14 protein-coding genes and 3 pseudogenes are annotated in these 21,074 nt (G+C 64.4%); 8 read left to right on the top strand and 9 right to left on the bottom strand.

The features are described 5' to 3' along the window. Positions 1-79: 79 nt before the first annotated feature. Both QIY50_22235 and QIY50_22230 read right to left on the bottom strand, forming a co-directional pair. Positions 80-1,279 (bottom strand): MFS transporter, encoded by a 1,200-nt coding sequence (locus QIY50_22235; GenBank protein WGV19992.1) that lies wholly within the window; start codon positions 1,277-1,279, stop codon positions 80-82. 105 nt (positions 1,280-1,384) lie between these two features. Beyond that, entirely contained in the window at positions 1,385-2,290 is a 906-nt protein-coding gene (locus QIY50_22230) for a LysR family transcriptional regulator (GenBank protein WGV19991.1), read from the bottom strand. A gap of 117 nt (positions 2,291-2,407) precedes the next feature. On the opposite strand from QIY50_22230, the gene QIY50_22225 reads away from it, so the two are divergent. The 3 genes and pseudogenes from QIY50_22225 to QIY50_22215 all read left to right on the top strand — a co-directional run bounded on the left by QIY50_22225 (position 2,408) and on the right by QIY50_22215 (position 6,779). Then, a complete protein-coding gene (locus QIY50_22225) occupies positions 2,408-2,758 on the top strand; it encodes a cupin (GenBank protein ID WGV19990.1) in 351 nt (116 codons plus the stop codon). Between the two features lie 206 nt (positions 2,759-2,964). Next, positions 2,965-5,383, top strand: a pseudogene (locus QIY50_22220) (glucose/quinate/shikimate family membrane-bound PQQ-dependent dehydrogenase). Between the two features lie 127 nt (positions 5,384-5,510). Beyond that, positions 5,511-6,779 (top strand): carbohydrate porin, encoded by a 1,269-nt coding sequence (locus tag QIY50_22215; GenBank protein ID WGV19989.1) that lies wholly within the window; start codon positions 5,511-5,513, stop codon positions 6,777-6,779. A gap of 105 nt (positions 6,780-6,884) precedes the next feature. On the opposite strand, the gene argE is transcribed toward QIY50_22215, so the two are convergent. Beyond that, positions 6,885-8,045: an acetylornithine deacetylase gene (gene argE / locus QIY50_22210; GenBank protein WGV19988.1), complete on the bottom strand. Its 1,161-nt coding sequence runs from the start codon at positions 8,043-8,045 to the stop codon at positions 6,885-6,887. Beyond that, a complete protein-coding gene (locus QIY50_22205; protein ID WGV19987.1) occupies positions 8,038-8,715 on the bottom strand; it encodes a DUF1028 domain-containing protein in 678 nt (225 codons plus the stop codon). Before QIY50_22205 ends, argE begins: the two co-directional genes overlap by 8 nt. Before the next feature lie 304 nt (positions 8,716-9,019). Here QIY50_22205 and QIY50_22200 point away from each other — a divergent pair, with 304 nt between their 5' ends. Next, complete coding sequence (locus tag QIY50_22200) at positions 9,020-10,339, top strand: NAD(P)/FAD-dependent oxidoreductase (protein WGV19986.1); 1,320 nt, start codon at positions 9,020-9,022, stop codon at positions 10,337-10,339. Continuing rightward, positions 10,339-10,755 carry a RidA family protein gene (locus QIY50_22195; protein ID WGV19985.1) on the top strand — a complete coding sequence of 139 codons (417 nt, stop codon included), beginning with the start codon at positions 10,339-10,341 and terminating at the stop codon, positions 10,753-10,755. Before QIY50_22200 ends, QIY50_22195 begins: the two co-directional genes overlap by 1 nt. A gap of 180 nt (positions 10,756-10,935) precedes the next feature. On the opposite strand, the pseudogene QIY50_22190 reads toward QIY50_22195, so the two are convergent. From QIY50_22190 to pgm, 4 genes and pseudogenes are all read right to left on the bottom strand, one after another. Then, positions 10,936-13,342, bottom strand: a pseudogene (locus QIY50_22190) (TonB-dependent receptor). A 66-nt stretch (positions 13,343-13,408) separates the two neighbouring features. Next, the gene (locus QIY50_22185; GenBank protein WGV19984.1) at positions 13,409-14,353 is read right to left on the bottom strand and encodes a FecR domain-containing protein; all 945 of its coding nucleotides are present in this window, start codon (positions 14,351-14,353) and stop codon (positions 13,409-13,411) included. Continuing rightward, the gene (locus QIY50_22180) at positions 14,350-14,862 is read right to left on the bottom strand and encodes a sigma-70 family RNA polymerase sigma factor (GenBank protein WGV19983.1); all 513 of its coding nucleotides are present in this window, start codon (positions 14,860-14,862) and stop codon (positions 14,350-14,352) included. The genes QIY50_22185 and QIY50_22180 overlap by 4 nt, the downstream gene beginning before the upstream one ends. Before the next feature lie 78 nt (positions 14,863-14,940). Further along, positions 14,941-16,578, bottom strand: a complete 1,638-nt coding sequence (gene pgm, locus QIY50_22175; protein ID WGV19982.1) for a phosphoglucomutase (alpha-D-glucose-1,6-bisphosphate-dependent) — start codon at positions 16,576-16,578, stop codon at positions 14,941-14,943. A 339-nt stretch (positions 16,579-16,917) separates the two neighbouring features. Between pgm and QIY50_22170 the strand changes: the two genes are divergently transcribed. From QIY50_22170 to QIY50_22160, 3 genes are all read left to right on the top strand, one after another. Further along, positions 16,918-17,565 carry a DUF1345 domain-containing protein gene (locus QIY50_22170; GenBank protein ID WGV19981.1) on the top strand — a complete coding sequence of 216 codons (648 nt, stop codon included), beginning with the start codon at positions 16,918-16,920 and terminating at the stop codon, positions 17,563-17,565. Positions 17,566-17,783: 218 nt separating this feature from the next. Beyond that, positions 17,784-18,422 (top strand): RHS repeat-associated core domain-containing protein, encoded by a 639-nt coding sequence (locus QIY50_22165; protein ID WGV19980.1) that lies wholly within the window; start codon positions 17,784-17,786, stop codon positions 18,420-18,422. Positions 18,423-18,707: 285 nt separating this feature from the next. Further along, positions 18,708-18,968 carry a DUF1652 domain-containing protein gene (locus QIY50_22160; GenBank protein WGV19979.1) on the top strand — a complete coding sequence of 87 codons (261 nt, stop codon included), beginning with the start codon at positions 18,708-18,710 and terminating at the stop codon, positions 18,966-18,968. On the opposite strand, the pseudogene QIY50_22155 reads toward QIY50_22160, so the two are convergent. Then, a pseudogene (locus tag QIY50_22155) lies at positions 18,965-21,057 on the bottom strand (EAL domain-containing protein). The gene QIY50_22160 and the pseudogene QIY50_22155 overlap by 4 nt on opposite strands. Positions 21,058-21,074 lie beyond the last annotated feature (17 nt).

Below are 21,074 nucleotides of genomic sequence, written 5' to 3'. Positions count from 1 at the left end.
TATCGCCGGGGCTGCTTTGCAGCCCTTTCGCGACACAAGGCCGCTCTTACAAGGATCGCGACAACCCGTGGGCTCGCATTCAACCCCGGCGCGCTTTGGCAACGAAGATGAGCAAGGCCACCCCCGGCAACCCCGCACCAACCAGTGCCACACCGTGCCAGCCGAACTGGCTGAACACCGCACTGGCCACCGCCGAACCCAGCGCCCCACCCAGGAAGATGCTGGTCATGTACACCGCATTCAGCCGCCCGCGGCTGGCCGGGTCCAGCGCGTACACCTCACGCTGGCCGATGACCATGTTCATCTGCACTGCAAAATCCAGCAGCACACCGGTCAGGCCCAGGCCGATCACGCTGTAGCCCGGTACCGTCAGCCCGAGCAACAGTGCCGCCGGTGCCAGCAGCAACGCCAGCAGCGACCCGGCGCGGGCATGCCCGGCATCGGCCAGGCGGCCGGCCAGCGGTGCGGCAACGGCGCCCACCGCGCCCACCAGGGCGAACACCGCAATCTGGCTCTGCGACAAGCCATGCTGGGTGGCCAGGGCCATCGGCACCGCCGTCCAGTAGAGGCTGAACGCCGCGAACATCAACGCCTGGTACAGCGCACGCTGGCGCAGCAAGGGATACCGGCGCAGCAGCGTGAGCAGCGACAGCATCAGCCCGGCATAGCTGGCCTTGTGCTCGGGCACCCGCCGCGGCAAGGTCAGGGCCAGCAACAGGATGATCGCCAGCATCACCCCGGCAGCGCCAATGAACACCGCACGCCAGCCGAAGTAGTCGGCCACCAGGCTGGACAACGGCCGCGCCAGCAGGATACCCAGCAGCAGGCCGCCCATGATATTGCCGACCACCCGCCCACGCTGCTGCTCCGGCGCCAGGTGTGCCGCCAGCGGGATGAGCATCTGCACCGCCACGGAACTGAACCCGATCAACAGCGCATAGCCAAGGAACAACTGGCCCTGGCCAGTGCTGCTGGTGCCAGCCAGCAGCAGGCTGATGCAAGCGAGCACGGCGGTGGCCACCATCAAGCGGCGGTTTTCCAGCAGATCGGCCAGCGGTACCAGCAACAGCAGGCCCAGGGCATAGCCCAGCTGCGTGAGCGAAACGATCAGGCTGGCATGCTCGGTGGAGAGCCCCAGGTCCGGGGCGATCAGCCCGACGATGGGCTGGGCATAGTAGATATTGGCGACGATCGCGCCGCAACAGAACGCCAGCAAGGCGACCAGGGCCCGGCTGAGGCCGGTGGCTGCAGGCTGCGCGGCGGCAAGGGAGGGATTCATGCGAGTGTCCTCGGCAATGGTTGGAATATGCCGGCCACCTTACCCAGACGCGCTCCAGGCGAGAATCCAGCGCAGGCGCAACAGGGCTTTGCGCACTGCGCAACACTAAGTGCCGCGCTGCAACAGGTTTTCGCAAAAGTCGATGAATGCGTTCACCCGCCGCGAACCACGATGGTTGGGCAGGTACAGGGCGTTGATGCTGTCATTGGCCGCGCCGGGGCTGGCCTGCCAATCGGGGAACAGCCGCTGCAGCCGCCCGGCCGCGACATCCTCGTGCACCAGCCAGTCGGCCAGCAGCGCGATGCCGCTCCCGGCCAGCGCGGTTTCACGCAACATGTCGGCATTGGCGCTGCGCAACGGTCCGCTCACATCCAGCTCCAGGCTCTCCTGCCCACGTACCAGTCGCCAGGGGCGCCCTTTCTGCCCGTAACGAAAGCGCAGGCAGGCGTGCTCCAGCAGCTGCCGCGGGTGCTCCAGCGCGTCACGCCCGGCCAGGTAGGCCGGGCTGGCCACCAGCCAACGCTGGAAGCGGCCGAGCGGGCGGCATACCAGCTCGTCATTGGGCGAGGGGTCGCCCAGGCGTATCGACAGGTCATAGCGGCCGTCGAGCAGGTCATCCACGCGGTCACTGAGGTCGATGTCCAGTTCCAGTGCCGGGTGCTGCGCCAACAACCGCCCAAGGTGCGGGGCAATGACGCGTCTGCCGAACTCCACCGGCAAGCACAGACGCAGTACGCCGACAGGCGCTTCGCCCCGGTCGGCGACACTGGCATCAGCCTCGTCCAGCGCCTCGAAAATACCCCGCGCGCGCTCGTAATAGCGGGCGCCGGCCTCGGTCAGGCTGACCTGACGGGTGGAGCGGTTGAGCAAAGTGGCGCCCAACGCAGTTTCCAGGGCATCGACCAGGCGCGTTACCGACGATGTCGCCAGCCCAAGCCGGCGTGCAGCGGCAGAAAAGCCTTGGGCGTCGACGGTAGCCACGAACATCTTCATCGCCAGGAGTTTGTCCATTTGCTGCCCGTCTTCCAAATCCCGGAAAGTTCTTACAAACAGCCGGGCGGGTCAAGAAGCGCGGTGCACGGCAATTGCGTCCATAGTGGAACCACTCCCTTGTAAACGAGGCTTTCCATGACACCGACCAACCTGCTGACCGCCCTGCCCCCTTGCGACCCCACCAGCGCCGAACGGGTCGACCAATTGCTCAGCCGCCCGGGCGTACGCGTGGAACGTATCGTATCCAGTGGCCAGGCCAGCCCGCCCGGCTTCTGGTACGACCAGGCCGAAGGCGAATGGATCGTGCTGCTCAGTGGTGCCGCCGGCCTGCGCTTCGAGCACGAGAGCCACACCCGGCTGTTGGCGCCGGGCGATTGCCTGGACATCCCGCCGCATTACCGCCACCGCGTGGAATGGACCGCCCCCGGCACCGCTACCGTCTGGCTCGCGGTGTTCTACAGCAGCGGCACTCCGTGGCCGGTTTGAATCCGGTCATTCAAGATCCGCCGTAGTCTATTCAACCAACATTAACCTCCTCATTACTGCAATTTTAAACGCATGATCTAGAATTTTAGCCACACCTTGCAGCGTTCAACCCTGCGACAATCCGCCCCACAAAATTATGTACCAACTTGTTAATTAGCAAGCTAAGAGATTACACTGCGCGCATTCCACCTGCTGAGATCCCTGGCATGAAAGAAACACCGCGCGCCTCTGGCGCCTCAAACATCATCCTGGTCGGCCTGGGCGTGATCATCGCCCTGCTCGGCCTCCTCCTGGCTGCGGGCGGCGTCAAGCTGGCCGGCCTGGGCGGTTCCTGGTACTTCCTGATCGGCGGCCTGGCCATGGCCATCGCCGGCGCCCTTATCGCTCGCCGCAAACCGGCCGGCGCCTGGCTGTACGCGGCGTTCCTGGTCGGCACTGGCATCTGGGCGCTAGCCGACGCAGGCCTGGTGTTCTGGCCGCTGTTCTCGCGCCTGTTCATGTTCGGCGCAATCGGTATGGTGGTCGCACTGGTCTACCCGCTGCTGGCCCGTGCCAATGGTGCCAGTGCCGGCCGCGGCGCCTATGGCGTTGCCGGGGTGATGGCCGTGCTGCTGGTGATCGCCGCCGGCAACATGTTCGTCGCCCACCCCAGCGTCGCCCCTACCGGCAAAGGCCCGGGCATGACCCCGGTCGAGGCCGACAAGGCGCAGAAGGACTGGGCCCACTACGGCAACACCGAAGGTGGCAGCCGCTTCGCTGCGCTGGACCAGATCAACCGCGACAACGTCAGCAAGCTGAAAGTGGCCTGGACCTACCGCACCGGTGACGTGGCACTCAGCGACGGCAACGGTGCCGAAGACCAGCTGACCCCGCTGCAAGTCGGCAACAAGGTGTTCATCTGCACCCCGCACAACAACCTGATCGCCCTCGATGCGGACACCGGCAAGGAACTGTGGAAGAACGCGATCAACGCTCAGTCCAAGGTCTGGCAGCGTTGCCGTGGCATGGCCTACTTCGACGCCACTGCCGCCATCGCCCAGCCAACCCAGCCGAACAGCTCGCCGATCACCGCCGCCAGCGTACCGGCCGGTGCCAACTGCCAGCGTCGCCTGCTGACCAACACTATCGATGGCCGCCTGATTGCCGTCGACGCCGACACCGGCGAGTTCTGCCAGGGCTTCGGCAACAACGGCCAGGTCGACCTCAAGGCCGGCCTGGGCGATGTGCCGGACTCCTACTACCAGCTGTCATCGGCCCCCTTGATGGCCGGTACCACCGTGGTGGTCGGCGGCCGCGTCGCCGACAACGTCCAGACCGACATGCCAGGCGGCGTGATCCGTGGTTTCGACGTGATCACGGGTGAAATGCGCTGGGCCTTCGACCCCGGCAACCCGGAAGATCGCCAGGCGCCGCAGGGTGACCGCACCTATGTACGCAGCACCCCCAACAGCTGGGCCCCGATGTCCTACGACCCGGCAATGAACACCGTGTTCCTGCCGATGGGCTCGTCGTCCACCGACATCTACGGTGTCGAACGCAGCAAGCTGGACCATACCTACGGCGCTTCGGTGCTGGCCCTGGACGCCACCACCGGCAACCAGAAGTGGGTGTTCCAGACCGTGCACAACGACCTGTGGGACTTCGACCTGCCGATGCAGCCGAGCCTGATCGATTTCACCAAGGACGACGGCCAGTCGGTACCTGCAGTGGTAATCGGAACCAAGGCCGGGCAGATCTACGTGCTCGACCGCGCCACCGGCAAGCCGCTGACCCAGGTCGACGAAGTACCGGTCAAGCCAAGCAACATCCCTAACGAGCCGTACTCGCCAACCCAGCCGAAGTCAGTGGGCATGCCGCAGATCGGCGCGCAGACCCTGACAGAATCGGACATGTGGGGCGCAACCCCTTACGACCAGCTGCTGTGCCGCATCGACTTCAAGAAAATGCGCTACGACGGCCTGTACACCGCGCCGGGCACCGACCTGTCGCTGAGCTTCCCGGGTGTCGCTGGGTGGCATGAACTGGGGCAGCATTTCCACCGACCCGGTACATGGTTTCATCTTCGTCAACGACATGCGCCTGGGCCTTTGGATCCAGATGATCCCGTCGCAGAACAAGGGTAATGCCGCTTCCGGTGGCGAAGCGCTGAACACCGGCATGGGCGCAGTACCGCTCAAGGGTACCCCTTATGCGGTGAACAAGAACCGCTTCCTGTCGGTAGCCGGCATTCCGTGCCAGGCACCGCCATTCGGCACCCTGACCGCCATCGACATGAAGACCCGCCAGGTGGCATGGCAGGTACCGGTGGGTACCGTAGAAGACACAGGCCCGCTCGGCATCCGCATGCACCTGCCGATCAAGATCGGCCTGCCGACCCTCGGCGGCACCCTGTCGACCCAGGGTGGCCTGGTGTTCATCGCCGGCACCCAGGACTTCTACCTGCGCGCCTACGACAGCAGCAACGGCAGCGAAATCTGGAAGGCTCGCCTGCCAGTGGGCAGCCAGGGTGGCCCGATGACCTACGTCTCGCCGAAGACCGGCAAGCAATACGTGGTAATCACGGCTGGCGGCGCGCGCCAGTCGACTGACCGTGGCGACTACGTGATTTCTTACGCTCTGCCGTAATACCGCGTCGCCTGCTTCGCGGGCACGCCCGCTCCCACATGGATCGCACCCTTCTCAAGGGCAGTGACAATCCTGTGGGAGCGGGCGTGCCCGCGAACAGGCCCCGAAAAGAATACGAGATACAGCAATGCCATCCGCAATTCGCATCACCCCCACCCTGCTGCTGGCCCTTGCCAGCAGCACCGCCCTGGCCGACGGCGACCTGATGACCCGCAGCACCCTGACCGGTGACTGGGGCGGCCTGCGTCACCAACTGGAAGAAGACGGCGTCAGGTTCACCGGCGACTACAGCGGCGAAACCGCCTACAACGCCCACGGTGGCCTGCACCGCTCGGCGCGCTACTCGCAAAACCTGAAACTGGGCGTGCAGTTCGACCTGTCGAAACTGTATGGCCTGGACAATGGTGGCAAGGTCCAGCTGACCATCAACGACCGCCGCGGCAACAGCGCCTCGGAAGACCTGGTGGGCAACCGCCTGCCGATCCAGGAAAACTTCGGCGGCCTGTACACCCGCCTGACCGAGCTGAGCTACGAGCGTACCCTGTTCACCCCGGCACTCAACGTCAAGCTCGGCTACATGGCCATGGGCAACGACCTCGGCGGCCTGGACAGTGGCATCCTGTGCAACTTCATGAACGCCGGCTTCTGCGGTCACCCGCTGAACATGTCTGGCGGCAGTGGCTGGACCAATTACCCCAATGCCCACCTTGGCGTGCGGGTGAAATACGACCTGTCTCCGTCCTGGCAACTACGAGTGGCGGCGTTCAACGTCGACCCGCAGAGCAATGGCAACTCCAGCCGCGCCTGGCACCTGGGCCCCAAGCACACCACCGGCACCGTGGTACCCGTGGAGCTGGTGTACAAGCTGCAGGGCGAGCTGCCGGGCGAGTACAAACTGGGTTACTACTACGACAGCTCCGACGTGAAACGCATCGGCAGCGACGAGGAAGTTTCCGGCCGTGGCGGCCACTACCTGCTGGTCGACCAGGCGGTGTGGAACGACCAGGGTTCGCCGGGCCGCAGCCTGCATGCCTTCGGCCAGTATTCGGCGTCGAGCAAGGCCGCTTCGCCGTTCACCAGGTGGTATGGCGCGGGCGTGGTGCTGTACAAGCCGTTCGCAAACCGCCCGAAGGATACCGTGGCGCTGGGCTATGGCCGTGCCGTGCCCAACCCACGCAGCCGCGACGTGCAGGAAGATGCCGCGCTCAACGCCGGGCAGCCGTTCCCCGACATCGACAGCGCCGAGCAGTTGATCGAGCTGAGCTATGGCTACCAGGCCACGCCGTGGCTGAACCTGCGCCCGGATGTGCAATACATCATCGAGCCGGGGGCATTCTCCGGGAAAGACATCGATAACGCGTTGGTGGTGGGCCTGCAGGTCAAGGCTACCTTCTGAAACCTTGATTGGGGCTGCCTTGCAGCCCTTCGCGGGCATGCCCGCTCCCACAAAGCCGGTGATATAAGTGTGGGAGCGGGCGAGCCCGCGAAGAAGCCAGCGCAATCAATCCTGCCTGAGGTAATCCACCAGCCTCAGCAACATGGCATCACACCCCCGCAATTGCTCGACACTGACAAACTCATCCGGCTTGTGCCCCTGGTCCATGCTCCCTGGCCCACACACCACAGTCGGGATCCCCGCCTGGTCGAATAGCCCACCTTCGGTACCAAACGCCACCGTACCGAACTGATCCGAGCCACTGAGCAACGCCACCAGGCGAGCCGCCTCGCTATCCGCTGGCGTGGCTAGCCCCGGGTAAGCGCTCAACGGCTGCAGGCGAATGGCGCTGGCCGCATTGACCTTACGCATCCGCGGCAGCAATTCGGCCTCGGCGTAGGTCTGCAACTGATCGGCCACTGCCTGCGCCTCGACCCCCGGCAAGGCCCGTACTTCGAAATCGAATTCGCACTCCGCCGGCACGATGTTCAGCGCCCTGCCCCCTTTGATCAGACCGGTCTGCACAGTGGAGAACGGCGGGTCGAAGCGCTCGTCGTGATGCGCCGGCAATGCCAGGGCATCACCGATATCACCCAGCTTGCCGATCAGCTTCGCCGCATATTCGATGGCATTCACCCCGTACGGCGCATACGCCGAGTGGCAGGCCGCGCCTTGCACCTGGCAACGCATCGCCAGCTTGCCCTTGTGCCCCAACACCGGTTTGAGTTCGGTGGGTTCGCCAATCAGGCACAGCCGTGGCTTGTGCGCACGCTGCTCCAGTGCGGCCAGCATCGAGCGCACCCCCAGGCAGCCGACTTCCTCGTCATAGGAGAACGCCAGGTGCACCGGCAGGCGCAACGGCTGGGCAAGAAACGCGGGCACAGCCGCCAGTACCGAAGCGATGAAGCCCTTCATGTCGGCCGTGCCACGGCCATACAGGCGCCCGTCGTGTTCACTCAGGGCAAACGGCTCGACTGTCCAGGCCTGGCCGTCCACCGGCACCACATCGGTATGCCCGGACAGCACCACGCCGCCAACGTCCCGAGAGCCGATGGTGGCGAACAGATTAGCCTTGGTGCCTTCCGGGTTATGGAACAGTTCGCTTTGCACCCCCAGCTCGGCCAGGTAGTCGCGGATGAACCCGATCAATTCAAGGTTGGAATCGCGGCTGACCGTGGCAAAGCCGACCAGCCGGGCCAGTAGCGCGCGACTGGCGTATTCACTCATCACCCGGCACCCCGTAGCTTGGCGCGGCAGTCGGGTTGAGGGCGCGGGTAACGTAATCCTGCATCTGCGGCCGATACGCCTGCCACAGGCCATCGAGTACCGCGATCGGGTCCGCCTCGGCCCAGTCCACGCGCAGGTCCACCAGCGGCCAGGTCAGCTCGCCGGCGATCTTCAAGGCCGCCGAGTGCACCGGCCCGGCCTCGCCGCCTGCGGCCATCGCCGCGTGCATGGCGGCCAACAGGCGCTCGGCAAGATGCCCGCCGGCTTGTTCAAAGGCCTGCACCATCGCTTCGATCACCTGGGTCGAGGCCAGCAGGTTACCTGCCGCCGCGCATTGCTCACCGGCGAGGGCACAGTGCGTGCCCAGGGCTTCCTTGCCGGTGAACAGTGCCACCTGGCCATGGCTGTCGATCACCGTGACCTGGCGGTACTCGCTCCAGCCATTGGCGCTCAGCACCCGGTCCAGCGCAGCGGCAGGCGGCAACTGGCCCTGTTCCAGGGCATCGAGAATCTGCGGGCCCAGCGCCGGCAAGGTGATGTTCTGGGTAGCAACAGCACCCACACCGGCTCGTACCCACGGACAGCGGGCGCCCACGGCGATGCTCGAAGAGCTGATGGCGATACCGACCTGGCCGGTTTCCTGGCAACGACCGATGATGGAAAAAGTCATGTCATGGTTCCTGTTGTGCTGTGCGATACACAGCATTCTGGGTTGAACCTTTCGGCCAGCGAAACGACCTTTTTCCGAGGGTTTGCAGAGGAAAAAACTATGACCACGAAACGTTTGAACAAAACCCCGAAACAGCTGCTGCTGGGCCCGCTACAGGCGGCAAGAATCAAGGCCTTCGCCGTTTTATCGGCAAGCCCCAGCTAAATACTATTTTCGCCATTTCCACGGCATCCCTAGTCTGGCCCCAGGCAACGGCGGTCCTCCAAACCGACCTGACAAAAACCGCCTGAACAAGGGCCCGGACATGACACTGAACAACCTCGAAATCGACACCCTCGTCGTCGGCGCCGGCCAGGCCGGCGTGGCCATGAGCGAACACCTGAGCAAACTTGGCGTACCGCACCTGGTGCTCGAGCGCAAGCGTATCGCCGAGGCCTGGCGCAGCGGCCGCTGGGACTCTCTGGTGGCCAACGGCCCGGTCTGGCACGACCGCTTCCCGGGGCTGGAATTCAACCTCGACGCCGATGCCTTCGCCGGCAAGGACCAGGTGGCCGACTACTTCGAGCAGTACGTACGCAAGTACAACCTGCCCGTACGCACCGGCATCGAAGTGAAGAAAGTGCTGCGCAACAGCGACCGCCCCGGTTTTACCATCGAAACCAATGAAGGCGTGATTCGCGCCAACCGCGTGGTCGCCGCCACCGGCCCGTTCCAGAAACCGGTGATCCCGGCCATCGCGCCGAAAGACAGCAACCTGCACCAGATCCACTCCGCCGCCTATTACAACCCCGGGCAGCTGCCCGACGGCGCGGTGCTGGTGGTCGGCGCCGGTTCCTCCGGCGTGCAGATCGCCGAAGAACTGATGCGTGCCGGGCGCAAGGTGTATCTCTCGGTCGGTGCCCACGATCGCCCGCCACGCGCTTACCGCAACCGCGACTTCTGCTGGTGGCTGGGCGTGCTGGGTGAGTGGGACGCGGAAATCGCCAAGCCTGGCCGCGAGCACGTGACCATTGCCGTCAGTGGCGCCCGTGGCGGCCACACCGTGGACTTCCGCGCCCTTGCCCACCAGGGCATGACCCTGGTCGGCCTGACCCAGTCGTTCGATAACGGCGTGGCGCGCTTCCAGGACAACCTGGTCGAGAACATCAACCGCGGCGACGAAAACTACCTGGCCCTGCTGGATGCCGCCGATGCCTACATCGAACGCAACGGCCTGGACCTGCCGGAAGAGCCCGAAGCCCGCAAACGCCTGGCCGACCCGGAGTGCATGCGCAACCCGCTGCAGCAGCTGGACCTGGCCAAGGCCGGCGTCACCAGCATCATCTGGGCTACCGGTTACGGTGTCGACTTCAGCTGGCTGCAGGTAGACACCTTCGACGCCAACGGCAAGCCCCAGCACCAACGCGGCGTGGCCCGCGAGCCAGGCTTGTACTTCCTTGGCCTGCCGTGGCTGTCGCGCCGTGGCTCGTCGTTCATCTGGGGCGTGTGGCACGACGCCAAGCACGTCGCCGGGCACATCGCCACGCAACGCACCTATACCGCCTACCGCGACCGCGAACAACGCGCAGCGGATGAGCAGCAGCAACCCAAGACCCGCAACGTCAGCACCCTCGGAGCCCACTGATGCCTACCCATACCCGCATCCGCATGTTCAACACCAAGGCCACCTACCCCAACCAGACCCTGGACAACGACCTGTGCCAGGCGGTGCGCGCCGGCAACACCATCTACGTACGCGGCCAGGTCGGCACCGACTTCGAAGGCAACCTGGTGGGCCTGGGCGACCCACGGGCGCAGGCCGAGCAGGCGATGAAGAACGTCAAGCAACTGCTCGAAGAGGCCGGCTCGGACCTGTCACACATCGTCAAGACCACTACCTACATCACCGACCCGCGCTTCCGCGAGCCGGTGTACAAGGAAGTGGGCAAGTGGCTCAAAGGCGTGTTCCCGATCTCCACCGGCCTGGTGGTGGCCGGGCTGGCCCAGGCCGAGTGGCTGATGGAAATCGACGTGATCGCAGTGGTGCCTGACCAAGCCTAGCGGGCTTGCCCTGATAGTTGTCAGTCAGTGCTCCTGGGGCTGCTGCGCAGCCCATCGCCGGCAAGCCGGGCTCCCACAGGGATTTCGCAAACCTTGAGGTCTGCGCCGTACCTGTGGGAGCCCGGCTTGCCGGCGATGGGCCGCAAGGCGGCCCCAGATTGCCTGAATCTACCTGGCCTGCTAGAAACCCATTGTCGCCGACAGCAGGTAGGTACGCGGCGTGGACAGCGTCAGCCCCGGTTCGCTGTCATCCGAGGCCCCGGCCGAACTCCAGTAGCGGTCGTCCAGCACGTTCTCGACACTGGCGCGCAAGGTCACCTGGGTGGCATCTACCTTGAACGCATAACGCGCACCCACGTCGTAGCGCTCCCAACCGTCAATCTGCTTGCTGTTGTTCTGGTCCAGGTACTGCGAGCTCGAATGGATGCCCCGCGCCGTCAGGGTCAGGCCGTTCACCCCAGGCACATCCCATTCGGCACCGAGGTTGACGTTGTACTCGGGCGTGGCCGGCGCGCGGTTGCCATCGTAGGCGCCGCCAACGGTATCGGTCAGTTCGCTGTCGATGTACATCACCCCGCCCAGCACCCGCACGCCTTGCACGGGCTCGCCGAACACGCTCAGTTCGATACCGCGGTTGTCGCGCTTGCCATTGGGGCCGAACACCCGCGATGCGGGGTTGGTTTCGTAGGCGGGCTGGCGGATGCGGAAGGCACTGGCAGTGAAGGCAACCTGACCCAGGTCGTACTTGGCCCCCACCTCGACCTGGCGGCTGGTGAACGGCGGGAAGATCTGGTCTTCGTTGACCGATGTCGACGGCGCGATCTTGCCCTGGCTCAGGCCTTCCATGTAGTTGGCATACAACGACAGCTGCTCGGTAACCTTGAGCAGCACGCCGCCCGAGGGTGACACCTTCTCTTCATCGTAGGCGGTCTCCCCCTTGATACCGTCGCTCCAATCATCCACCTGCACCCGCTGCCAGCGCGCACCCAGGGTCAGCAGCAGACGGCTCGTCGAAGAAACCCACGGTGTCGGCCAGGGCCACGCCGGAAAAGCGGTTTTCCGTGTACACCTCGGGGTCGATGCGGGTTGGCGTGCCCGGTGTAGGCGTGGCTACCGGGTGGTAGAGATTGCTGGGCGCCGAGGCATAGCGGGCGCCGCCGTTGGTGAAGTCCATGTAGAAGTAGGTGGCGGCCAGGTTCAGCTCGTGGCTGACCGGCCCGGTATGGAACCAGTTGCGCACGCCGGCCATGGCAGTGCGCACGGTTTCATCGCGGGTGAAGTCGCGCGGCTGCACGGTAAAGTCGCCGGCATCGTTGGTGACCGACACGTTGTGGCGCAGGAAGTCATGGTTGCTCTTGCGCGCACCGACCGCGCCATAGGCCAGCAGCGATTCGCTGATATCGTACTCGGCGTGCAGTGCACCAAAGGTGTCGTTGGTGCGCGCCTTGCTCCAGGCCTGGGCGTAGTTGTGGCGTACGTCGTTGGCATCCGGCACCTTGGCATTGGCGCCGACCAGCACCCGCTCCTGTGGTGCATCGGTGTCGCGCTCGGTATGGCCCAGGTCTGCCGAAAGCCGCAGGCGCTCGCCACGAAAATCCAGGCCCAACACCGCCATTTCGCGCTCGACACGCTGGTGGTTCCACTCGGTGTCGCCGGCCTGTTTCACGCCGTTGAAGCGCACGCCGAACTGCTGCCCTTCGCCAAAGCGCCGGCCAACGTCCACCGCACCGCCTGCCTGGCTGGCCGAGGCATAGCTGCCGGTAAACTCGGTGAGCGGCTGGTCGCCGGCCCGCTTGGGCTGCACATTGATACCGCCGCCGACACTGCCTCGCGGCGAAATGCCATTGATCAACTGGCTCGGGCCTTTGATGATGTCAACCCGGTCGGCCATTTCCATGTCGATCGAGTAGGTCGGCAGGATGCCGTACAGGCCGTTATAGGCCACATCGCTGTTGAACAGGCTGAAGCCGCGAATGGTGAACTGTTCGAAGCGCCCACCCGCCGGGTTGGTGGCGCGCACCGATGGGTCGCTGGCGATCAGCTCGCCCAAGGTCCGCGCCTGCTGGTTCTTGACCAGTTCGCTGGTGTAGCTGGTAATACTGAACGGGGTTTCCATGAAGTCGCGCGAGCCGAGCAGGCCTTGCGCGCCCTGTCGTGACACCTGGCCGCCGGCGTAAGGTTGCGATTCGCCGCTGGCGGCCAAGCCGCCGACAATGCTGGTTGGGGCGATTTCCAGCGCCCCGCCCGCCTGGGGCGCCGGGCCCAATGTGAAGGCGCCCTCACCTACCGGCAGCAACTGTAGGCCGCTGCCGCGCAGCAGCTGCATGAAGCCTTCGTCGACGCTGTAATTACCGGACAGCCCACTACTGTGCAGACCTTTGACCAGCGCCGGGTCCAGCGAAATGCTGACACCGGCCTGGTCGGCGAACTGGGCCAGTGCAGCGCCCAGGCTGGCAGCCGGTACCTGATAGGCGCGCCGAGCCGGTTCATCGGCCCAGGCGGGTGCGCACAACAATAGGCTCATGGCGAACAACGGGCGCACTGCGCACACCAACGGGCGCAGGCTGTTAGACATTACTGCAGGCATTGAACAAGGCTCCCCTTTATTTGCTCCTACCGGTAATGACCGGCGAAGGAAAAAAAGGGGACAGCCTCACGCACGATTTTTTCGCGCGGCCAGGCTGACCCAGTAACGCGTACGCGACTGCACCTGCAGTGGCAGGCTGGCAGCAAGCAAGGCCAGCACCCGGTCGGTGTCGTCGAGGCGGAAGGTGCCGGTTACGCGCAGGCGCTCCAGCTCCGGTGCCCAGCGCAACAGCCCGGGGCGGTACCTGCGCAGTTCGTGCAGCAGCTCGCCCAGTGGACGGTCGTCCAGGCGCAGCACGCCTTCGCGCCAGCCTAGCGGCCAGGCATCAAACGCTCTCGCCGGGCCAACGCCAGCCGCCTGCAAACGGGCCTGCTGCCCGGCCCGTAACAGCATCGCAGGGCCGCGTAACGGCTGCAGGCGGGCCACCCCATTGACCACCGACACCCGGCAGGCGTTATCAATCAGACGCAGACAGACCTCACCGTCATTGAGCGCCACTTGGCCGTGAGGCACTTGCAAGGTCAGGCTCAAGTCAGCAGGCACCTTGACCGCTACTTCACCGCGCAGCAGTGTCAGGCGGCGAGCACCAAGGTCGATATCCACCGCACTGTCGGTGTTCAACTGCACGAAGGTGCCATCGCTCAGCAGCACCTGCCGGCGCTCGCCTACCGAGGTGTGCAGGTCGGCTGTCCAGGCCTCCAGCGGCAGCTCGCGACTGACCAGCCAGGCCGCCGGTAGCAGCGCTGCAACCCCCAGGGCCTGCTTGAGCAGCGCCCGTCGGCCGGTATCCGGGCGGTCGAGGGTGGCCATCGCCAACGCCCCGGGCAACCCGGAAAAACGCGCGCGCAGCAATGCGGCCTTTTGCCAGGCGTCTTCGTTCAAGCTGTTGCTGGCGCGCCATTGCGCCAGGCGTTGCAAGTCCGTTTCGTTGGCGTCACCAGAATCCAGCAGTGCCAGCCAACGCGCCGCAGCACGTACAGCTTCGCGGGTATCGGGGGAATGGCTGGTCATTGCAATTCGGCCAGCAGGCAGTGTTCGTAAGCCTGTGCCATGTAGCGCTTCACCGAGCGCTGGCATACGCCCAGGCGCTCGCCGATTTCGGCATAGCCCAGGCCTTCCAGCTGGCTCCAGAGAAAAGCCCTGCGCACCGGCGCCTTGAGGCCGTCGAGCAGTTCATCCAGCGCTTGCAGGGTTTCCAGCACTATCCAGCGCTGCTCTGGCGAAGGCACATGCTGCTCGGGCAAATGCGCCAAGGCGTCCAGGTAGGCCTGTTCCAGGCTGCGCCGTTGGTGGAAATTGCTGAGCAGGCGCTTGCCCACGGTCAGCAGGTAAGCGCGTGGTTCACGAATATCTGCCAGCGGCTGAGCACTGGCCAGGACGCGCAGGAAAGTATCCTGACTGAGGTCGGCGGCATCCCAGGCATTGCCCATGCGCCGGCGCAGCCAGTTTTCCAGCCAGCTGCGATGCTCCCGGTACAGGGCAGGCAGGCTAGGCTTCGGTGGCGGCGCGGCGTCGATCATGGGGAAGGCCCTGCGGCGGCGTAAATAAGATTAATTCTAATTTACAGCGCACCACAGAACCAAGCGGTTTGTTACCGATCAGGCAATCGCCGCATCCACCAGCACCTGCGCTTCCTGTACCAGGCGCTGCAGGTGCGCCTCGTCGATGAAGCTTTCGGCGTAGATCTTGTAGATGTCCTCGGTGCCCGACGGACGCGCGGCGAACCAGCCATTGGCGGTGATCACCTTCAGCCCGCCGATCGCCTGGCCGTTGCCGGGTGCATGGCTGAGGATCTGCACGATCGGCTCACCCGCCAGCTCGGTCGACTTCACCTGCTCCGGCGCCAGCTTGCTGAGCAAAGCCTTCTGCCGCGCATCGGCCTTGGCTTCGACACGGGTGGCGAACGGCTTGCCCAGCGCCTCGGTCAGGTCGGCGTAGGCCTGGCTCGGGTTGCGCCCGGTGCGGGCGGTCATCTCGGCAGCCAGCAAGGCCGGGATCAGACCGTCCTTGTCGGTGGCCCATACCGAGCCATCGCGGCGCAGGAACGAAGCCCCGGCACTTTCTTCGCCACCAAAGCCCAGCGAGCCGTCGAACAGGCCTTGAGCGAAGAACTTGAAGCCCACCGGCACTTCGTACAGCTCACGGCCAAGGCGCCGGGTGACGCGGTCGATCAGGCCGCTGGAAACCACGGTCTTGCCAACGGCAGCATCGCTGCGCCATTGCGGGCGGTGGCGATACAGGTAGTCGATAGCCACGGCTAGGTAGTTGTTCGGCTGCAGCAGGCCGTCCGGGGTGACGATGCCGTGGCGGTCGTGGTCCGGATCGCAGGCGAAGGCCACGTCGAAGCGTTCGCGCAGGCCGATCAGGCCCTGCATGGCATATGGCGAGGACGGGTCCATGCGGATCTGGCCGTCCCAGTCGACGGTCATGAAGCGGAAGGTCGGGTCGACCTCGGTGTTCACCACTTCCAGGTCCAGTTTGTAATGCTCGGCGATCGCCGCCCAGTAGCGCACCCCTGCCCCGCCCAGCGGGTCGACGCCAAGGCGCAGCTTGGCGCTGCGGATGACGTCGAAGTCGATGACGTTTTCCAGGTCGGCCACGTAGTTGGTCACGTAGTCGTGGCGCTGGGTGGTGGATGCCTGCAACGCCTGGGCATGGTCCATGCGCTTGACGCCCGCCAGTTCAGCGGCCAGCAGTTCGTTGGCCTTGGCCTCGATCCACTTGGTCACGTCGCTGTCGGCCGGGCCGCCATTGGGCGGGTTGTACTTGAAGCCACCACTCTGCGGCGGGTTGTGCGACGGCGTGATGACGATGCCGTCGGCCAGGCCCTGGGTGCGGCCACGGTTATGGCAGAGGATGGCGTGGGACACGGCCGGCGTCGGCGTGTATTCGTCATTCTTGGACAGCATCACCTGCACGCCATTGGCCGCCAGCACCTCCAGGGCGCTGGCGGTGGCCGGTGCCGACAGCGCGTGGGTATCGGCGCCGATGAACAGCGGGCCATCGATGCCCTTCTCCTGGCGATACAGACAGATGGCCTGAGTGATGGCCAGGACGTGGTACTCGTTGAAACTCAATTCAAGCGAAGTGCCCCGGTGCCCTGAGGTGCCGAAGGCCACCCGCTGAGCCGCCACGGCAGCGTCGGGGCGGCCGGTGTAGTAGGCGGTGAGCAGTCGGGGAATATCGACCAGCACGCTGGCCGGAGCCGGCTTGCCTGCCAAAGGACTGAGCGTCATGCAGAAACCTCGAGTTCAACGGATGTTGGTGTTGGAGCGTGCAGTGTACTGAGAGTTGCAATGGCGTGCGATGGGTGACAGCAACGAAAAGGACAGGCCACATAGCTAATGCCTGTGAGTTAGCGTTAACAGGGCTGCTACGCAGCCCATCGCCGGCAAGCCAGCTCCCACAGAGATCGCACAATTCCTGAGTTCTGCGCGGTACCTGTGGGAGGCCGGCGATGGGCCGCAAAGCGGCCCCAAATTGCTTAAGTGACAGGTACCAGGCCACATCGCATGCCGCTCCTCTCTCTGATAGCCGTCTAGAGTGGTACCCATACCCACGGTAAACGAGACCCCATGGCTTTCCACCGCCTGACCCACACCCACCCGCGCCTGAGCATCGCCACCGTGGTCGGCCTGCTCGGCGCCTGGCTGATCCCCGCTGGCGACATCGTGCAGCACATCCTCGTCGGCTGGAACCTGGGCGTGTGGCTATACCTGCTGCTGGTGCTCTACCTGAGCTGGAGCGCCAGCCCGGAAAAGGTCCGCAAGGTGGCCCGCGTCGAAGACGAAAACGCCGGCCTGGTCCTGCTCACCGTGTGCATCGCCGCCATCGCCAGCCTTGCCGCCGTCACCCTGCAACTGGTGTCCAGCCGTGGCCTGCAAGGCACCGACCTGGCCCTGCACTACCTCTACCCCGGCCTGACCGTGGCCGGTTCCTGGCTGCTGATCGGCTGCATCTTCAGCCTGCACTACGCCCGGCTGTTCTACACCGGGCAAACCCACGAACCGCCGCTGCGCTTCGCCGACGGCGAGCGCAACCCGGATTACTGGGACTTCCACTACTTCTCGTTCACCATCAGCGTGGCCGTGCAAACCTCCGATGTCGGCGTCGCTGGGCGGGGCCTGCGGCGGGTGGTGCTGGCGCATTCGCTGGTGGGGTTCGTGTTCAATACGGCGATATTAGGATTCACTATCAATATTGCGGCAGGACTGCTGGGTTAGCGCCCTGACACTTCTGCCAGTAGACGTGCGATCAGACGTTGGAAATAATCAAGCCCCCGATAACCACAGCAGGTTACAAGCATGACTGCTCCTGCGAAGCAAGCCACAATCACTCGACTTTACTATCAATCAGACCGTTTATGTAGTTGCTCAGGTTCTTTGACTGATCGCCTCGTAATGGCTCAGGGAATTGCAACATAGGCCAAAAATCCAACAGCATGAGCGCCAAGCTTTACCAATTGGACTGCGCACAATCGGTTATCGGGACATCTCCCTCAAGTTCTGCATATCACTACACACCTTATGGCGACGGTACTGCAGGCATAGCCCTGCTGATGTCAGCTTTTGCAGGTGAACGCTTCGACCCTATCTCGCACGGTTATCCGCTGGGCAATGGCCTACGGGTTTATCAACCCCGCGTTTTTCGGTTTACAACGCCTGATGAGCTATCTCCTTTCGGCAAAGGAGGGGTCAACCCGTATAGTTATTGCCAAGGAGATCCCGTCAACAAGTACGATCCAAGTGGCCAGTTTGCCATTTTCCGTTATCTGCTTCGTATCTTCGCGCGGACTACAGTTGCGGCCCAGCGCCATCTCGGTCGCGCGACTCGGTCGATAGTCCTGGCGGCTGATGAGGCTTTAGCGGAAACGATACGTCATGCAGGCAGGCAGCTAACCCCCGCTTTCAACATAGGTCGCGATGTAATAACGGCGGCAACCGCAGTTCCCACCGAACTTTCTATGCGGGCTAACACCATGATTCTGCAAGCTCAGGTACCTGCCTCAGCACACCCGTCAGGACCTACTCCTCGTACGCCAGGATCACCGGCAGAACAGGTTGTTGATATTCGCAGGTAGTGCTTCAGCGCTGCACCGTTCGTCTGAATCTATGGGCTCACCCCTCTACCTGAAAAGTTGCAGATTTACCCCATGCCTCACCGACAAGGTGCGAGGAAAACGTTTGCCGTGCGGCCCCTCGAAAAGCGCTAGCCATGACCAGGATGTGACCTTTGTCATGCATTAGTACATTTGTCGTATTTGCAGACAAGAATCGCGCGTGACAGGTGCTATGGTTACTTTCCCGGCGGCCGCATCGATGTGGCCACCCGCACACCATGTCCAGGTACGGACAAGGAGGCTGGCATGAACAAGATGACGTTCCCCAACGCCTGCCAGGTGATGCGCTGGCATTTCCACCCACTGGGCTTCGAAGCCAGCATGGATGCACCGCGCAGCATGGTCGCGCGGCTATTCGATCGCGCCACCGGCGAAACCTTCCTGGCGATTGCCGGCATTCCTTGCTCGGCGATCATGGCCGCCGCCGATGTAGAGCGCATCATCGAGGCCGTCGAGGCGGAGATGGATACCTTCATGCCCGCCGCCACCTTGCGCGACGCTGTTTAGCCCGCTGCCATACTTTCCGGGCGCATGGCCTGCAACTTGCCCATGAACTGCTCGGCCGGCACCGGCTGGCCGAGCAGGTAGCCTTGCAACGAATCACAGCCCAGGCGGGTCAGGAAGTCCTGCTGCTTGTCGGTCTCCACCCCTTCGGCAACGATGCGCAGGCCCAGCGCCTGGCCTAGCGCGACAATGGCTGAAACGATCGCCGCATCGTCACTGTCCTGCTCCAGCTCACGCACAAAGCCGCGGTCGATCTTCAGCTCGTTGGCCGGCAGGCGCTTGAGGTACATCAGGCTGGAATAGCCGGTGCCAAAGTCATCGATGGACAGGTCAACGCCCATGTCGGCCAACCGTTGCAGTACCGCCAGGCTGGCATCGGCGTCATGCATGGCTGTGGTTTCGGTGATTTCCAGGGTCAGGCAGTTGGCCGGCAGGTTGTTTTGCTGCAGGGCTCGGGCGACGCTCTCGACCAGCCCGGCATGGCAGAACTGGATGGCCGACAGGTTCACCGCCATGCGCCAGCCGTGGTGCCCTTGGTCCAGCCACTGGCGCATCTGCCGGCAGGCCTCGATGAGCACCCATTCGCCAATGGGGATGATCAGGCCGGTCTTTTCCGCCAGGCCGATGAAGCGGTCGGGCAGCAACAGGCCCTGCTGCGGGTGCTCCCAGCGCAGCAGGGCCTCGGCACCGATCGGCTGGCAGTTCTGGGCGTCGAACTTGGGCTGGTAGTGCAGGCGGAACTGACGCTGCTCCAGGGCCTGGCGCAGGTCCTGCAGCAACTGCAGTTGCTGGCGGGCGCGTTGCTGTTCATCGACACGTCGAAGAAGCTGTAGCCGTTCTTGCCGGCGCTCTTGGCGTGGTACATGGCGGCGTCGGCGTTGCGCAGCAGCTCGTGCTGGTCCTGGCCATTGCCCGGGTACAGGACGATGCCCAGGCTCGCCGTCAGTTGCAGGTCATGCTCGGCCACGCGGAACGGCCGTGACACCAGGTTGACCTGCTTTACCGCCACATCCATGGCATCGTTCGGCTCGCGCAACTGCACCAGCAGCACGAATTCGTCGCCGCCGATGCGCGCCAGGGTGTCCTGGCTGTGCAGGTGCCCGCGCAGGCGCGCCGCCACGGCCTTGAGCAGCAGGTCGCCGATGTGGTGGCCAAAGGCATCGTTGACAGGTTTGAAGCCGTCCAGGTCGATGAACATCAGGGCGAAACAGCCACCCTGCTCCGCTACCTTGGCGATGGCCTGCTCGATACGGTCGGCCAGCAGGGTACGGTTGGGCAGGTCGGTAAGGGTGTCGTGCAGGGCCAGTTGGGTCAGCTCCTGGTTGGCCAGGGTCAGCGAGCGGGCCAGCTCGGCGGTGCGCGCCTCCAGGCGGGCGTCCAGCACCGAAGTGAGCAAGGCCACCGCAAGTACCGCCAGGGTGGTGATCAGTACCAGGTAGACCAGGCCATCGCCTTGCAAACCGCCCCCCGCCAGCGCACCGCAGAAGCTGCCTTCGGGGAAGTTCGCCGCAGACATGCCTGTGTAGTGCATGCCGACGATGGCAAAGCCCATCACCACCGCCGCCAGGCCGCGAATCTGCCGCACATAGGGGGTATGCGCGCGCAGACGGAAGGCGATCCACAAGGCCGCTGCCGAGGCGCCCACGGCGATCAGCAGCGAGGCCCCGAACAGCGTCGGATCATAGTCGATGCCCGGCAGCATGCGCAGCGCGGCCATGCCGGTGTAGTGCATGCAGGCGATACCGGCGCCCATGATCAGCGCGCCAAACGCCAACTGCTGCCAAGGCAGGCTCGGCTGACTGACCAACCACAAGGCAAAGCCCGAAGACAACACGGCGATCAGCAGCGAGAACGCGGTCAGGGCAAGGTCGTACCCCAGGTCGATGGGCAAGCTGAAGGCAAGCATGCCGATGAAGTGCATCGACCACACGCCGATGCCCATGGCCAATGCGCCTCCCCCCATCCATAGCCAGGCAGCCCGGCCTTTGGCCGTGGCGATGCGGCCGGTCAGGTCAAGGGCGGTATAGGACGCCAGGATCGCCACGCACAGCGAAATCAACACCAGCGAAGAGGAGTAGCTACCGGTCAGCATTGGAAGTTCCAGCGGCG

Source organism: Pseudomonas putida, from assembly GCA_029953615.1.
Classification (GTDB): Bacteria; Pseudomonadota; Gammaproteobacteria; order Pseudomonadales; family Pseudomonadaceae; genus Aquipseudomonas.
This window is presented reverse-complemented; position numbering and strand designations above follow the sequence as displayed.